General features: G+C 37.2%; 13 protein-coding genes. 9 read left to right on the top strand and 4 right to left on the bottom strand.

All coding sequences use genetic code 11. The features are described from left to right. Nucleotides 1-30 precede the first annotated feature (30 nt). From BAZ10_RS15375 to BAZ10_RS15365, 3 genes are all read left to right on the top strand, one after another. Nucleotides 31-474, top strand: a complete 444-nt coding sequence (locus BAZ10_RS15375; RefSeq protein WP_078772777.1) for a GNAT family N-acetyltransferase — start codon at nucleotides 31-33, stop codon at nucleotides 472-474. Between the two features lie 261 nt (nucleotides 475-735). Then, nucleotides 736-1,587: an EamA family transporter gene (locus BAZ10_RS15370; protein ID WP_078772776.1), complete on the top strand. Its 852-nt coding sequence runs from the start codon at nucleotides 736-738 to the stop codon at nucleotides 1,585-1,587. 13 nt (nucleotides 1,588-1,600) lie between these two features. Continuing rightward, on the top strand, nucleotides 1,601-2,440 hold the full coding sequence (locus tag BAZ10_RS15365) for a GNAT family N-acetyltransferase (protein ID WP_078772775.1): 840 nt from the start codon (nucleotides 1,601-1,603) through the stop codon (nucleotides 2,438-2,440). A gap of 59 nt (nucleotides 2,441-2,499) precedes the next feature. Here BAZ10_RS15365 and BAZ10_RS15360 read toward each other — a convergent pair whose 3' ends face one another. The 3 genes from BAZ10_RS15360 to BAZ10_RS15350 form a co-directional block, all read right to left on the bottom strand. Then, complete coding sequence (locus BAZ10_RS15360; RefSeq protein ID WP_078772774.1) at nucleotides 2,500-3,876, bottom strand: HAMP domain-containing sensor histidine kinase; 1,377 nt, start codon at nucleotides 3,874-3,876, stop codon at nucleotides 2,500-2,502. Between the two features lie 11 nt (nucleotides 3,877-3,887). Continuing rightward, nucleotides 3,888-4,589: a response regulator transcription factor gene (locus tag BAZ10_RS15355; protein WP_078772773.1), complete on the bottom strand. Its 702-nt coding sequence runs from the start codon at nucleotides 4,587-4,589 to the stop codon at nucleotides 3,888-3,890. Nucleotides 4,590-5,000: 411 nt separating this feature from the next. Then, nucleotides 5,001-5,429 carry a hypothetical protein gene (locus tag BAZ10_RS15350; RefSeq protein ID WP_078772772.1) on the bottom strand — a complete coding sequence of 143 codons (429 nt, stop codon included), beginning with the start codon at nucleotides 5,427-5,429 and terminating at the stop codon, nucleotides 5,001-5,003. Between the two features lie 311 nt (nucleotides 5,430-5,740). Here BAZ10_RS15350 and BAZ10_RS15345 point away from each other — a divergent pair, with 311 nt between their 5' ends. From BAZ10_RS15345 to BAZ10_RS15320, 6 genes are all read left to right on the top strand, one after another. Further along, a complete protein-coding gene (locus BAZ10_RS15345; RefSeq protein ID WP_078772771.1) occupies nucleotides 5,741-7,969 on the top strand; it encodes an alpha-L-fucosidase in 2,229 nt (742 codons plus the stop codon). Between the two features lie 249 nt (nucleotides 7,970-8,218). Continuing rightward, entirely contained in the window at nucleotides 8,219-11,206 is a 2,988-nt protein-coding gene (locus BAZ10_RS15340; RefSeq protein WP_078772770.1) for a SusC/RagA family TonB-linked outer membrane protein, read from the top strand. Nucleotides 11,207-11,218: 12 nt separating this feature from the next. Beyond that, a complete protein-coding gene (locus BAZ10_RS15335; RefSeq protein WP_078772769.1) occupies nucleotides 11,219-12,913 on the top strand; it encodes a RagB/SusD family nutrient uptake outer membrane protein in 1,695 nt (564 codons plus the stop codon). Nucleotides 12,914-13,141: 228 nt separating this feature from the next. Beyond that, nucleotides 13,142-13,897 (top strand): SDR family oxidoreductase, encoded by a 756-nt coding sequence (locus tag BAZ10_RS15330; RefSeq protein ID WP_078772768.1) that lies wholly within the window; start codon nucleotides 13,142-13,144, stop codon nucleotides 13,895-13,897. A gap of 66 nt (nucleotides 13,898-13,963) precedes the next feature. Further along, nucleotides 13,964-14,311: a DoxX family protein gene (locus BAZ10_RS15325; RefSeq protein ID WP_078772767.1), complete on the top strand. Its 348-nt coding sequence runs from the start codon at nucleotides 13,964-13,966 to the stop codon at nucleotides 14,309-14,311. A 22-nt stretch (nucleotides 14,312-14,333) separates the two neighbouring features. Then, nucleotides 14,334-14,756, top strand: coding sequence for a hypothetical protein (locus BAZ10_RS15320; RefSeq protein WP_078772766.1), 423 nt, complete (start codon nucleotides 14,334-14,336; stop codon nucleotides 14,754-14,756). 380 nt (nucleotides 14,757-15,136) lie between these two features. Here the strand turns inward: BAZ10_RS15320 and BAZ10_RS15315 are convergent, their stop codons facing one another. Continuing rightward, nucleotides 15,137-16,342, bottom strand: a complete 1,206-nt coding sequence (locus tag BAZ10_RS15315) for an NAD(P)/FAD-dependent oxidoreductase (RefSeq protein ID WP_078772765.1) — start codon at nucleotides 16,340-16,342, stop codon at nucleotides 15,137-15,139. Between the last annotated feature and the right edge of the window lie 39 nt (nucleotides 16,343-16,381).

Genomic DNA, 16,381 nt, shown 5'->3' with positions numbered 1-16,381 from the left:
GATATTGTTTAATCATGTAAACTTGAAGATATGAGTGAATTAATAAGGGAAGCTAATTTGGAAGATTATGGAGAAGTGATGAGGGTATGGGAAGCTTCAGTAAGGGCAACTCATCACTTTTTAGATCCTGCCGATATAACATTTTATAAGAGTATTATACCTGAAGCATTGCCGCAGGTAAAACTTTTTATTTATGAGATCGAAGGACAGGTAGCAGGTTTTATGGGGATTTCAGAAAATACGCTGGATATGTTGTTTGTTGATCCTGACTACAGGAGAAAAGGAATTGGAAGCAAACTGTTTCAATATGCACAATCATTATTTCAGATATCAAGAGTGGATGTCAACGAGCAGAATCAACAAGCTGTAGATTTTTATCTGAAAACCGGATTTGTGCAAACGGGCAGACGGGCAACAGATGATTTTGGAAAAGCTTATCCGATATTGGAAATGATTCTTGATACAAAAAAATAAAAATCCCGCGACAGAAAACTTGGTGAACGAGATAGCCAGCTATGGCAAAAAAAAATCGATTAGAGTCCTGAAAGTCGCAAATAATCAATAGGATATAAGCTTATTAAAGATAAAAATTAGTATATTTGAAGATAAACCTTTACACAATGAATTCAGTAGTAGTTTTTTAATGAATGAAAAAATAAAGTGCTAGTGCACTTTTTCGAAACCTTGAAATTTTTTCTCAGGGTTATCTTTTTGTGAAATTATTAAACTATAAGAATGAAAAAAACAAATACAAATATTGCCATATCCGCCACATTATTAGCTATTATATGTGTACAGGGTGGGGCTTCCATTGCAAAACAACTTTTTCCGGCTATCGGGGCCATAGGGACTGTTACTTTAAGAATAGTACTTTCTGCTATAATTTTAACGCTGGTTAACCGACCTAAATTTTCACAATTTACCAGACAAATGTGGATTTATTGTGGTTTTTACGGAACGGGGCTTGCCGTGATGAATCTTATTTTCTACATGGCTATACAGCGAATACCATTGGGCTTAGCAGTTACAGTAGAATTTGCGGGACCTTTATTTCTGGCACTGGCGCTATCACGGAAATTATTAGATGTTATCTGGGCTTTATTGGCATGTGTCGGGATATTACTGATTGTTCCATGGAATAATGATCATGTTGATTTACTAGGATTAGGTTTAGCCTTTCTGGCTGGTATTTTCTGGGCATTGTATATTGTGATGGGAGGAAAAGTGGCCAAAATAATGGATGGTAAAGATGCTGTAACTACAGGTATGCTGTTTGCCAGTTTGGTTATTATTCCTTTTACAGTATGGGATGGTGCTGTTTTCAATATTACTCCGATGATCTTTCTGAAAGGTTTGGGTGTTGCTATTTTATCCAGTGCATTACCATTTTCTCTGGAGATGGTAGCTCTAAAGAAACTGCCGGCGAAAACCTTTAGTATTTTAATGAGTCTGGAACCTGCCTTTGCTGCCCTTTCAGGACTTGTGTTTTTATCAGAAAGTTTAAGCTTTTTGCAATGGGTTTCCATAGCCTGTGTAATAATAGCCAGTATCGGAACTACAATTTTTAGTAAAGCTTCTAATCACTAATAAAAATTAAAAAATGGAAATTCAGACTATAGAAACAATAGATACATCGCAGATCCTCCAGGTATTTAATGATTCATTTGCCGATTATATAGTGCCAATGAAACTTACCGAAGAACAGCTGGAGTTTAAAATGCGATCCGACAAAACCGATAAAAGTATGTCGGTAATGGTGAAAGACGGAGAAAAGCCCGTTGCTTTTATCCTGCATGGCAAACAAATGATAGACGGAAAACTAGTCGTTTATAATGGTGGTACTGGTGTTATCCCGGAAAGAAGAAAATCCGGATGGGTAAGAGAGATGTACGATCTTATTCTTCCTGTATTGAAAGAGAAGGGAGCGAAAACATTAGTATTGGAAGTTATTACCGATAATGCACCGGCTATCAAGTCTTATCAAAAATTTGGTTATACCATTAACCGTAAACTTAAATGCTACCGTGGGGAGATTACTTCTGAGGCTGTAAAGCAGGAGGCTGAAATCCTTGAAGTTGTAGATTTTGGCTGGAAGAAAATGAAGACCTTCTGGGATATTCAGCCGACATGGCAAAACTCTGTCAATGTACTGGAAGAAATAAAAGAACATTGTAAAATACAGGGAGCCTTTGTAGGGAGACAACTGGTAGGTTATCTTGTCTATAATCCGGAGGCTAAAAAGATATATCAGCTTGCAGTTGCTCCTGAACACAGACGGAAAGGAATTGGTACACAATTGCTTGCTGCATTAAAAGAAGAAATTGGTGCCAGTGTCTCTATTATCAATGTAGATGAGAACTCAGCTGCTGCCAACAAGTTTTTACAAAAATCAGGTTTAAAAGTCTTCATCGAGCAATATGAAATGACAAGAGCTGTGTAATTTTGCTAAAACAATATAATTTAAATCTCTTTAGAGTCAGACTTTAAAGAGATTTTATTTTATGTTTTCTCTATTCCTGGTGTGCGGAAAACAACTGTAAAAGAGGTTTTGTGATGTTCCGATGTGACCAGTATTTCTGCATGATGGAGAAGGATAACTTTTTCAGTGAGGAATAATCCTATTCCATGACCTTTTTCGGTTCTGGAATTTTCGCTTCTGTAAAAAGGTTCGAAAATATGTTGCAGATCTTCCTTTTCTATGGTAACACCTGTATTGGAGAAGTCAATGTGCAGGTCACCGGAATTTACAGTAACAGTAAGAGCACAGGAGTGTTCCGGAGAATATTTGCAGGCGTTATCGATAAGGTTATTAAATGCTACACGCAAAAGATATTCATTTCCCTGTACAGTTAGTTGTTGTTCCTCAACAGCGTCGTCAATATGAAGTGCTACTTTGTATTTTGGATTTTCCTTTATTGTTCTCGAATATGACTCCAAAAGAACTTCATCGAGGCGTACTTCAGAAAAACTGATCTCATTTGGATCATAGCTGGCTTTGGCGAGATCCATCAGACTATCAGATAGACGTGTCATATTACGGGCATCTTCCAAAGCAAGCTTTATTGTCTGTTGATATTCCTCCTCGCTAAGTTTCTTTTCAGAAGCCAGCTCCAGCTCTGCTATAATAGCTGCAAGAGGTGTCCGAAGCTCATGTGATATATTGGATACGAAATACTTTTGGGCATCGAAAGAATTTTCCAACCGTTCCAGCATTCTGTTGAAGCTTTGCGCAAGTTCGTTTAATTCGTCCTTTTCTTTGGTTGTTTTTAGTCTTAGCTGGAGTTTTCCTGCGGTAATGTTTTTTACCTGATTCACCATTTCACTTACGGGATTCAGCGCCTTACTTGCAAAGAATATTCCTGCGAGATAAACGAGAATAAGGATAATAAAAAATGCAATAATACTAACTGTCAGGAGGCTTGTAACATAGGCGTGGCCGTATTTGTCATAGGAAGCAGCAGTAACAGCATAAGTTTTCCCGGCATAATTGTACGTAATCCCGATAACCTGAAGATTGTCCAGAAAAAACCTGGTCTTCTTCTTTTTAAAAATACCGGAAAGCATTTCCCTAGTCTCTTTTACATAGTCTACTTTTGCATCATCATGATAAATAAGATCATAACCAGAATCGTAGATAGCAACCTGAACTTCGTTTAGGGTTCTGTTATTGTTTCTGTATAATTTGTGCATTTCCTGTTCGGAAAGTGAGCTTTTAAAATACAAATCAGCTTTGGCTATAGCTTCATTTTGCAATTCCCCATAGAATGATTTCTCCCGGGCTTCTTTGGAAGAATAGTATACGGTAATACTGTAAACACCCAGAAGCATTGCCGTGACCAGTGTGAAAAGTAAAGTAAGCCGGGTCCGTATTTTCATTTTACAATGTTTTATGAAATATCCGATTCGTAATCTTTTTTCAGAATAAAGCCCATCCCAGCCTTTGTATGAATAAGTTTTACGGCAAAATCCTTGTCTATTTTTTTACGGAGATAGTTGATATATACATCGATAAAATTGGTTCCGGTATCGAAGTGGGTTTCCCATACTTTCTCGGCAATCTCACTTCGGGAAAGCACGCGTTCTGAGTTTTCAAGCATAAACTTCAGAAGGTTAAATTCTTTAGGTGTTAGTTTGATCGAAATTTTATCCCTGCTTACAATTTTCTGTTCAAGGTTCATTTCAATGCCCTCATACCGCAAGACAAATACTTTTTGCTGTTGCTGTTGTGAAAAGCGTTTTAGCAGTACTTTTATTCGGGCTATAAGTTCACGCATTTCGAAAGGTTTGGTCAAATAATCATCTGCTCCGGCATCAAAACCTTCCAGCTTATCGTCGGTAGTCCCCAATGCAGTAAGCATCACCACAGGCAGGTTAGGCTTCAATGCTTTTATTTCTTTGCAAAAATCCAATCCATCCTTTTTGGGCAAAACGATATCAGTAACCACCAGATCAAAATCTTTTTGTGTAGCCAGCTTTATCCCTGTCATACCATCGTATGCCGTACTGATTTCAAATTCGGCTTCTTGTAAGCCCTTTGCAATCAGTCTGGAAAGTCTGTCATCGTCTTCTATGAGTAAAATATTTGCCATAAGACTGCGGTTATTGTGTTACCGATATTGCAAATATCACAATTCAAAAAGAAAGAAACAAGGATCAAGCACTCTAAGTTTAGATGTAGTGGTGTATATATTTCCTTGTGATAAATGGATTGTAGTCAGGACAACCTGTTAGGTTTGTTTGGAAGATGAAAAAAAGCTACTGCTTATCAAAAAAATAAATGAAAGATTAAGTGTAAAATTTAGCAGTAGCCTTTGATATAATTCTATGGATGTTTTATTCGTGGTATTCCTGTGTATTTCTCATAAACAGGAAGTCCAGAAACCGATCACACGTTTTAAAAATATTGTATACTACCATGAGTATAATTAATTTAAATATATTTTGTTTTTCTGCCATGATTCTGATTTTTAAGGTTGTTAAACAGAAATTTGTCAGACGATTTACTTCTTTTCAGGAATATTTACTGTAACCTCTATATATTTACTGCTTTGGTCACTATCTCTTCCTGCCCAGAACTTCCATGTATATTCCCCTGCCTTAATCGGACGAAAAGTAAATTCGTGCTTCTTCTCTTCTTTTTTGTCAGTACACTGCTTTCCATAAATCTGGGAACCAATTACCCCGATATTTGTTATATTATTCATATTCTTCAATATACGGAACTGAGTGAACGACTGACAGGTATTGCTGGTATTATAAGTAACCTGTAACTTGTTAAGTTCTCCTACAGGTTTTATGTCCGAGGCCTCTACATGCGTAGCAGAAAGATAACCATAGGTAATATTATCCCGTTTTTCAATATCCGAGCAACTTATAAAACATATACATAAGTATACTGTAACCAATCCGGTTTTCAGGAAATTTAGCATAAGTGATTTGATGTTCTCTTATAAGATGCTTATTTTTCTAATGGTTGCGTCTGTATTTAAAATTTTTAACCAGCATCTATATTAGCTATATTATTTCAGGTTTTAATATGAATTTTGTGTAATATACTGCTGTTTAGATACTACATGGGTGCTACATATAGTAGGTACAGATAAATAATCAAATATTTTTTTTGCGTATTCTGTATTATTTTCTAAATTTGATATAGAAGAATCAATAAAAGTGGTGAAACAATAAAATAATAATAATATGAGATAGAAAAATAAAAAACCTTCACAAACTAAAACCAACCATGAAACTTAAAACCTGTATCACCTCTCTGGCTTTGCTGGAAGGACTAGTCTGTATATCTGCACAAAATGCCAAGATTATACCGGCTAATACTATAGCAATAGCTCCTACAGACAGCAAAGAGCTTATTATAGAAAAAGCAGCTCATGTAATTCCTACAAAAAATCAGCTAGATGCCTTGCGCAATGAGTTCATTGCTTTTATACATTTCGGTCCCAATACTTTTACGCGTATGGAGTGGGGCAACGGAATGGAAGACCCTAAAATATTTGATCTGAAAGAACTGGATACTGACCAATGGTGTAAATCCCTAAAGGATGCCGGAATGAAAATGGTGATCCTTACTGTAAAACACCATGATGGATTTGTATTGTGGCAAAGCCGCTATACCGATCATGGTATTGCCTCTACCAACTTCAGAAACGGTCAGGGCGATATTTTAAAAGAACTTTCTAAATCTTGTCAGAAGTATGGGCTCAAGCTTGGTGTATATCTGTCTCCTGCCGATTTGTTTCAGATCGAAAATCCAAAAGGACTTTATGGCAATCTTAGCCAATATACCAAGAGAACAATCCCCCGAGAAGTTCCGGGAAGACCTTTCTCCAATAAAACCAAGTTTGAATTCGAGGTAGATGATTATAATGAATATTTTCTGAATCAGCTCTTCGAAATCCTTACCGAATACGGTCCGATACATGAAGTATGGTTTGATGGTGCTCATCCTAAAACAAAAGGCGGCCAGAAGTACAACTACGAAGCCTGGAAAAAAGTAATACATACGCTAGCACCTAAAGCTGTAATTTTTGGTCAGGGAGATGTCCGCTGGTGTGGCAACGAAGCTGGCGTTACCCGAAAAACAGAATGGAATGTATTGCCATTTAACAATAAAGACTTAACGGAAATCACCGGATTAACGGACTGGGAAGAAGATAATATCGGAAGACGCGATCGTTTATACAATGGTCATTTCCTGCATTATCAACAGGCAGAAATAGATACATCTATCCGGGAAGGCTGGTTCTACCGGGATGATGTTTACCAGAAAGTGAGAAGTGCTGACGATGTATTCGATATTTATGAGCGCTCTGTAGGTGGTAATGCCACATTGCTACTCAATGTCCCTCCCAACAGAGAAGGAAAGTTTTCGGATCAGGATGTAAAAGTACTGAGCGAAACCGGAAAAAGGATACGAGAGACTTACAGTAAAGATCTTTTGAAAAATGCTAAAGGTCCTAAACAAGTTCTGGATCACAATGATACCACTTATTCCTTACTGAACAATAATCAGCTGATTATAGAAACTCCAACCCCTGTAACCATTAACCGACTCGTATTGCAGGAAGCAGTATCTACACATAGTGAACGTGTGGAGAATCATGCTGTGGACGCATGGATAGACGGAGCATGGAAGGAATTGGCTGCTGCTACCAATATAGGATATAAACGTATTCTACGCTTCCCTGAAGTTACAACCCGAAAAATAAGGCTGCGCATATTGCAGGATCGTGGTAATGTTGCTATTAGCGGTGTTTCTGCTCACTATTATCAGATGAGACCACCACAACTTACTATTTCACAGGACAAAACAGGAAAGGTTTTTATCAAAGAAAAGAAACAACCTTTTGATTGGAAAGTTCAGGATAAAAAAGAAGCAAAAGAATCTGATGATAATTTTGATATCTATTATACTACAGACGGTTCCGAGCCTGGCATTAATTCATTGAAATATAACGGGCCATTTGAAAAAGAACAAGGAACAGTAAAGGCTGTAGCTTTCCTGAAAGGAGAACGGGGAGCTGTACAAACCGAGGCCGTTAGTATTGCTAAAAACAAATGGAAACTTGCCGAAATTAAAGACGGAACAAAGAATCATTCTGCTGAAGCAGCTTTTGATGCAAATACTAAAAGTTTTTGGCAATCGACAAGTCAGACGCTCCCGCAAAATCTGAGTATAGATCTCGGAGGTTTGTATACTTTAACCGGTATGGCATATACACCACAAACAGCATTTGGTGGTGGAATGATGTCTAAAGGTATCATAGAAGTGAGTACGGACGGAAAGAAATGGGAGCCTGTATCGGCTTTTGAATTTGGAAACCTTGTAAATGATCCTTCCAAGAGAAGCCTTTATTTTAAACAGGCCGTTAAAGCCCGTTATGTAAGGGTGACAGCTCAGGAAATTGCGGGAAATTCACAGGCGCTGACGATTGCTGAACTCGATTTGTTTTAACCCCAAACCTGATTGTACAGAACAATATCTTCTTCTGTATAAATCATGTTAAACAGATTCTTAAGTACCAAAGGACTTACGAATGTTTATTTATGATATTCAGATTTGATGTCACAGCTAATGCTGCATCATTTCAGAAAGTAATAAAACGATAATTTAAGAAGTGTATTAGTGCTCTGATCAGTCATGATCGTGGAGCACAGATATGCTTGTCTTAAAAACTAAATACCAAACTCAAATAACAAAAATATGAAAACACTAACCTGTCGGGCTTTTTACAGCCCGGGGGTTGCTATAGCGTTTTTTCTGTGCTCCTTTGGCGGAGTACAGATGCTAAGCGGACAGCAAACCCCATCTAAAAAAGAAATTCAGAAAAAGAAAGATTCAACCAACAAAACGAAAGACATTGATGAGGTCGTTATTGTAGGTTACGGTAAGCAGAAGAAAGTTAATCTTACCGGCGCTGTGGCTTCAGTTTCTGCAAAGCAACTGGAAAGCCGTCCTATCACCAATATAGGGCAGGGACTTCAGGGTTTAATTCCCAACCTTAATATCAATATGGCGGGAGGGAAACCAGGGCAGGGATCAACTTTCAATATCAGGGGAACAACTTCTATTAATGGGGGAGATCCGTTAATTCTGGTAGACAATGTACAGATGGATCCGAACCTGATTAATCCTGCAGATGTAGCGACTGTAACTGTACTTAAAGATGCTGCTTCTACGGCTATTTATGGTGTACGGGGAGCTTATGGTGTAGTACTGATTACTACTAAAACGGGTAAGAAAAATGCGCGTATGGCTGTAAGCTATAACTACGATTATACTTTGAGCCGCCCTACAAAGATTTTTGGTACTATGAATTCCGTTGATTACATTAAAAGTCATATGGAAGCCAGTGCTACAGGAGCCGCAACCGGAGCAGGAGCTGCATCTTCTCCTTTTACAGCTGAAGATTTGCGAAGAGCCGAATATTTTATGCAAAATCCTTCCCCTGAAAATGCAGTTTATGTAGATCCGGGAAATCCAAGGCTTTACAGGTATACCGGAAATACAGATTGGGTAAAAGCTTTATATCCAAGCTGGGCACCGCAAATGTCGCATAATTTATCATTGAGTGGGGGTAGTGATAAAACGACCTATTATGCATCATTAGGATATTTGGATCAGGCCGGAACTTTAGAGGCTTCTAAACAAAAATTCCAGAAGTATAATGTTTCTTTTAAATTAGATTCTGAACTGGCTCCATGGTTGGATGTTAATACCAGAATTACTTTTAACAGAACGGATAATAATGATCCTGCGAGTGTAAGTTATGGAAGTGCGGAACTTATTAAAAACGATTTGAGACCGCTTATGCCGATTAAACATCCGGATGGACATTATTCCGGGCAGGGAGGATTTACCAATCCGCTTGCTATTCTGGAATATAACGGACGCAATATTACAAAAGACAATGATATCTGGCTTACCGGAGGAATCAATCTGAAGCCGATGAAGCATGTAAATATTATTGCGGATTATACCTGGAACAACTATACCTATAATCGGACTACCAATACAAAAGCTTTTAATGAATATGGAGCTAATGGTGTCTTATTAGGTGTTTATCCATGGACAACTCCCGCCCGGGTTACCGAGGAGAATTTTAATGACCGTTATCAGGCTATTAATGCCTATGCCCAGTATGAAAATACATTCGGTGCTAAACATTATGTAAAAGCTATGGTGGGTTATAATCAGGAACTGAAGCAGTTTAAGAGTTTTAATGCAAGTGTTAAAAACCTTGTTAATCAGGACTTTCCTTCTATTAACCTGAATTACGATCCGAATCCTATCGTTGGAGGAGGAATTAATGACTGGGCAGTTGCAGGCTCCTTTTCCAGAATTAACTATGTATACGATGAAAAGTATTTATTTGAAGTAAATGGACGTTATGATGGAACTTCAAGATTTGCAAGAGACCATCGTTACTCTTTCCAGCCTTCAGCATCAGTGGGATGGCGGATTTCTAAAGAAGGATTCTTCAATCCTTTGAAAAAAGTTATAAATGAGTTAAAAGTAAGAGCATCCTACGGAACGTCCGCCAGTCAGAAATTAGGAAGAAACAGAGGTGATAATAATTACCCATATCTGGCTACAATGGGTGTTAATTTAGGTAGTTACATCTTCGGGACAGAACAGAAACCTTACATTAATGCTCCCGGTCTTGTAAGCTCTAACTTCACTTGGGAAAAAGTAACCTCCCAAAATATAGGTGTTGATTTCTCTATTTTAAACAATAAATTGTCCGGAAGTTTTGACTACTATATACGGGATACTAAAGATATGTTGTATGCAGGAGCTGCCGTGCCTGCGGTATTGGGAACGGGAGTACCTCTTCAGAATTCAGTAGACCTTCGCAACAGAGGATTCGAAGCCAGTCTTATTTGGAAAGACCGGGTTGGTGAAGATTTCCGATACTCGGTAACATTAGGCTTATCGGATTATCAGGCACGTATTACCAAGTTTGGCCAGAATCCTAACGGGAATATCGGGACATACTATGTAGGACAAAAATTGGGTGAAATATGGGGCTATGAAACAGACGGATATTTTAAAACAGACGCAGAAGCTCAAAGCTGGAATCAGAAATTTCTTTTCGGTGGTCAGTGGCTGGCCGGGGATATTAAATATAAAGATCTGAACGGGGATGGTAAAATAGACCAGGGAGATAATACGCTTTCCAATCCGGGAGACCGCAGGATAATTGGTAACACTACACCGAGATATCAGTACAGTATCAATTTGGATTTCCAGTATAAGAACTTCGATATGACCATCTTCTTACAAGGAGTAGGAAAGGCAGACTGGATGCCGGGCGGAAATGCTTTCTGGGGATATACAAGCGAATGGGATGTACCGACAAAAGCACATGTTGGTCAATTCTGGACGCCAGATAATACCAATGCCTATTTTCCAAGGCTTAGGTTTGGAGGCGGTGGTAACTTCCAGACTCAAACCAAGTATCTTCAGAGTGCAGCTTACCTGAGAGCAAAACAGATTACCATTGGCTATACCCTCCCACAGGAAGTTTTGGAGAGCATAAAGCTAAAGTATCTGAGACTTTATATTACCGGACAAAACCTGTTTACGTTTACCAGTATGTTCAAAAATTTTGATCCGGAATATCTCCTTTCGGGAGCAACTTATCCGATTAGTAAATCTATTTCATTTGGAGCTCAGCTTCGTTTTTAAAAATTTAATATCATGAAACTATATAAAAAACAATTCATTTATGCTGCTGCTATTGCGGCTTTGGTTAATGTGGCTTCCTGTAAGAGGGATGAACTTCTGGACAGATCTCCACAGGATAAATTGACTGAAGATGTGCTTTTTAAAACTGAAAATGATTTAAAGCTCTATGCCAATCAGTTTTATACAAGCTTACCCGTAGAGTTTTCTGATCAGGATTCTCAATCGGACAATCAGGTTCCGAATAGTATCAACAGTTTTCTGGCAGGAACAGATCAGGTTCCCGGATCCGGCGGCGGATGGTCCGCTGGCGATTGGTCTAATATCAGAGCCTGTAATTATTTTTTAAGAAAAAATGTGGATCCACAATTAGGACAAGACATAAAAAACAGATACAATGCTGAGATTCGTTTTTTCAGAGCAATGTTTTATTGGGATAAAGTGGTTCGGTTTGGAGATGTTCCGATATATGAAACTGATCTTAATGAGACGTCTCCGGAATTATATAATCCAAGAGACCCACATAAGAAGGTAATGGACTTTGTATTAAAGGATCTTGATTTTGCTGTTGCCAATCTTCCGGAGGCTACAGCTGAAAACAGAGTACATAAATATGCAGCTTTAGCATTGAAATCAAGAATTGCCCTGTGGGAAGGAACTTTTAGAAAATACCATAGTCTGGGAGATGCTGAAGTATTTTTGCAGGCAGCGGCAGATGCTTCACTTCAGGTGATAAATTCAGGGAAATATGACATCTATTCTACCGGTAAGCCGGACACTGATTATAACAGCTTGTTTATTCAGGATGATTTGTCTAAAAACAAGGAAAGTATTTTGTCCAGAATATACATTACCAATATCAGTACAACTAATTATAGCAGAGGAGCAGGCAATGGAAATGGATACAGTAAGTCTTTAATTGAAAGTTATCTGTGCAAAGATGGAAAGCCAATCTCAGTTTCACCATTGTATGCAGGTGATGATACACCGGAAAATGAAGTGAAAAACAGAGATCCACGTTATCCGCAGACAATTGCGACACCAGGTTTTGTTATTACGATCAATGAAAATGGCTCAACTGCCCAATTGGAGAGACCTAATATCGGAACCAGTGCTACTTCTACCGGATATCAGATTATAAAAGGGAGATCCTCAGATGTTAAACTACAAAATGCAAATCAGGATAATATTGACCGTTTTATTTTCCGTTATGCTGAGGTTCTGCTAAACTATGCAGAAGCCAGAGCCGAATTAGGACAGCTTACGCAAGATGTACTGGATATGTCTATTAACAAATTAAGAAAACGTGTAGGTATGCCGGATATGTCATTGGCTAATCTTACAGCCGACCCCAATACACCTTTTCCTGGCATTAGTTTGCCACTTCAGGAAATAAGAAGAGAACGCCGTGTTGAATTGGCAGGAGATGGCTATCGTTTCAAAGATTTATTAAGATGGAGAGCCGGAGAGCAGATTAACAATCCTAAAACAATACAAGGAATGAAGCTTACAGATGCTTATAAAGTATCTTATCCAAAAGATGCCAATGGTAAGTCTCAGGTAGATAATGTATTGCGTGATGCACAGGGGAATGTCCGTGTATATCCTAATATTACAGCAAGAGCATGGGACAATAAAATGTATCTGTACCCATTGCCTAAAGATCAGTTATTACTGAATAAAAGTTTCAAACAAAATCCGGGCTGGTAATTTAAAATCCAAAGATTATAAAAGAAGGGAAGTAGAATTACTTCCCTTTTTATATACGACACATGTTCTACACCTGTTGTAAATGAGCTTGTTAATTCTTGTAAATCTTATTTTGAGTTCTATTTATTTTTATTTTTGAAGAGAAATGTAATAAGTTCCGAAAAGTTCACCATGAATTATAGGTGTGCAATATGCACTTTTGTAATACTAATTTCAAATATACATATGATGTCAAAAAATGATTTAAAAAACAAAGTAGTTTTAATAGCAGGTGGGGCTAAAAATCTTGGTGGCTTGCTAAGCCGTGATTTCGCTGCTAAAGGTGCAAAATTGGCCATTCATTACAATAGTGATGCTACAAAAGCTGATGCTGAAAAAACACTTGCAGATGTTCAGGCAGCAGGAGCCGAAGCATTTCTGTTCCAGGGTGACCTTACAAAAGTTGAGAATATTACCAAGTTATTCGATGAGACAGTTTCAAAATTTGGTGGTATAGACATTGCCATCAACACAGTAGGTATGGTACTGAAAAAGCCATTTACCGAAACAACTGAATCAGAATATGATCAGATGTCCGATATCAATTCCAAAGTAGCTTATTTCTTTATTCAGGAATCGGGTAAAAAACTAAACGACAACGGAAAGATCTGTACTATTGTAACTTCTCTTTTAGCGGCTTATACAGGCTTGTATTCTACTTACGAAGGAATGAAGGCTCCTGTAGAACATTTTACCAGAGCGGCTTCCAAAGAGTTTGGAGACAGAGGTATTTCTGTAACAGCAGTAGCGCCAGGACCTATGGATACTCCTTTCTTCTACGGACAGGAAAGCTCAGATGCTGTCGCATATCACAAATCTGCTTCGGCTTTAGGCGGTTTAACTGATATTAAAGATATTGCTCCACTGGTAGAGTTTCTGGTAAGTGATGGTTGGTGGATTACCGGGCAGACTATTTTTGCCAATGGTGGTTATACAACAAGATAATTAAACAGAACAGAGAATTCTTCAGGATTAATAAAAAGAATTCTCTGTTTTTAATTCCTGAAAATTATGCTGATAAAAATTATAAATTCAATTCTGATTTTGTTTGCCGTTTTTATGGGCTTTAAACAAGGTTTGGCGATGCTTACAGGGAAACCTGAAATGTTAGAATTATTTGGAAAATGGGGTATAGGAAAATCCGCAGTCATGATAAACGGAATGGTTACTATACTGTCTGCTGTATTAATTCTTTTTCCAAAAACTTTTATATGGGGGAATTTTCTAATGGGAGCAGGTATATTGCTTATTATCTGTTTTCAAATTTCAGAGAGAGATTTTAAAGGGGCAATTATAGAATTGCCATTCCTGTTGCTTAACCTTTTAATTATTTATTTGCAACATCCGTTGAAAAATTGAAAACCCGGAAAATTTTAAAGTCATGAAAGCTTTATTTGTTTTTAGTATGTGCCTCTCTTTAACAGGCTGTGCACAGAAACAGAAACCAGAATCGATTACAAAACAACAATACCCAAACACACACATGATGAATTTATCAATAATTACAAATGCAGAAGTAAAAAAAGCTATTGAAGCGCTACAATCCGGTGATCAGAACTGGTATTTGTACTTTACGGATAATCCTGAAATGACAGATGATGGTCACAAGGTAGACTTTAAATCTTTTTTTGAAAAAGCACTGGGACATGAAAAATTTCTGAGCATAGATAGAGTAGAGGATGACGGAAAAACTTTATATGGAAATTTTAAAGCCGGACAGTGGGGAACATTTCGTGTATTTTTTAAGTTTCATCAAAACGCGACCGGAAAATTTGAAAGACTGGATATTGGCCAGGCAAATTAATTTCTGAACAACGTATAGGACAAATATACAGTGCTGTATCTCAAATATTTTTTTCTTAACAGTTCTTAATGTCTCAAAAGTGAAAAATGAAAAATTAATATTTTCTGTATTCCGATTATGCCCTATTTTAGGGCTTTTTTGTTGTTTATTTTTAAATTCTCTATTCAGGGAGATATGGGTTTTATATTAAATTTTTCTTAATACTGTTGTGTATATTAAAATAATTTGTACTTTTGAAGTGAATAAATTTTTTTTATAAAATTTTTTGTGATTTGGTAGGTCCCGGGCAACCGGGACCTTTTTTTATTTAGGGTTTTAATAAGCGTTTGCTTGCTTTAATAGTACAGCAGACTATGAGATTTTTTAATACTTTTTTTATTTTATCTCCCAAATTTAAACCATTCTGTAAGTTTATGTTTTTCTCCTTTTAGCCAGGAAGAAACCATTTCCATACCTACAACTGAAAATGTAATGCCATTACCTCCAAAACCTAATACAAAATAGGAGTTTAGAAAATCTTTATGTTCTCCAATGTAAGGAAGCCCGTCTTTAGTAGTTCCAAAAGTTCCGGCCCATGCAAAATCACATTTAAACTCTGTAATAGGCAAATATTTTTGAAAAGACTGTAAAAGCTTTTGCTCCTTATTAGTGATTAGGCTATCTCTCTTTTCGGGATTACGGAATTCTTCATCTTCACCACCTATTAATATTCTTCCGTCATCGGTTGTTCTTAGATATATGTAAGGGTCTTCTGTATTCCATACCAATAGATTATTGATTTTTTTATAAAGTTCAGGCTTTTCTTCAGAAACTATTGCATAGGTACTGATTAGTTTTACAAAGTTTTCTTTAATCATATTGGCACTTTCGTAACCTGTACAGTATATAATTTTTTTTGCTTTAATAATAGCTCCGGTATTCAAAGTTATTTCATTAAATGTTTTACCGTATTTTACTTTCTTTAGCTCTGTTCTGTCATATATTTGTAGTCCTTTCTTCTGATTGTATGCCAGTATTTTATGAACCAGCATGAAGGCATCTATACTTGCCCCCTGTGCAGAAAGAATTCCCCCGTAAGTTTTCTCTATTCCATATTGTTTTAAGATATTATCTGCATTCAGCCATTTTACATTGAAACCTGCATTTTTACGGGCTTCAAATTCTTTTTGTAACCATTTTACATCTTTTTTTCGTGCTGCAAAATAAAGAGACTTTTTCCTTTTATAACCAGCTTTGGCTTGGATTTGTTTTACTATATCTTCTATTGTATCAATGCTGTCCGAGCAAGCTTTATAGCTCGCAATAGCTCCTTCATCATCAATCATCTCCGATAGTTTGTATAAAGGTGTATCAATTTCATATTGTAGCATAGAGGTTGTTGCGGAAGTACTTCCGTTGGCAATTTCTCTTTTATCTATTAGAATTGTATTATAGCCATCTTTAATACATTGATGAGCAATAAGGCTCCCGGTAATACCACCGCCAACAATTAATACATCGCAAGTTTTGTTCTCTATCAGAGATGGAAAAGATTGAATTAATCCATTTTTAATTAGCCAAAACGGCTCATTTGATTTTAAATCCATGGTGGTGAATAAATTTATATTGTAATTTGAAGATATGGT

The sequence above is a fragment of the Elizabethkingia occulta genome (assembly GCF_002023715.1).
Lineage (GTDB): Bacteria > Bacteroidota > Bacteroidia > Flavobacteriales > Weeksellaceae > Elizabethkingia > Elizabethkingia occulta.
The sequence above is the reverse complement of the archived record's forward strand: the minus strand, read 5'-3'. Positions and strand labels throughout refer to the sequence as shown.